1 rRNA gene is annotated in these 413 nt (G+C 54.7%); it reads left to right on the forward strand.

Annotated features, from left to right (window positions below):
- Window positions 1-413: ribosomal RNA gene (locus NM10_RS12850) — 16S ribosomal RNA — on the forward strand; the annotation flags it as partial.

Here is a 413-nt window from a genome sequence, read left to right on the forward strand (position 1 = left end):
GCCGCAAGGCTGAATCAAAGGAATTGACGGGGCCCGCACAAGCGGTGGAGTATGTGGTTTAATTCGACGCAACGCGAAGAACCTTACCAAGCCTTGACATTGATTGCTAAGGGTAGAGATACCCTGTTCCTCTTCGGAGGACAAGAAAACAGGTGGTGCACGGCTGTCGTCAGCTCGTGTCGTGAGATGTTGGGTTAAGTCCCGCAACGAGCGCAACCCCTATCTTCTGTTACCAGCGGTTCGGCCGGGGACTCAGGAGAGACTGCCGCAGACAATGCGGAGGAAGGCGGGGATGACGTCAAGTCATCATGCCCCTTATGGCTTGGGCTACACACGTACTACAATGGCTCTTAATAGAGGGAAGCGAAGGAGCGATCCGGAGCAAACCCCAAAAACAGAGTCCCAGTTCGGAC

The organism is Megasphaera sp. NM10 (assembly GCF_000417505.1).
Classification (GTDB): Bacteria; Bacillota; Negativicutes; order Veillonellales; family Megasphaeraceae; genus Megasphaera; species Megasphaera intestinihominis.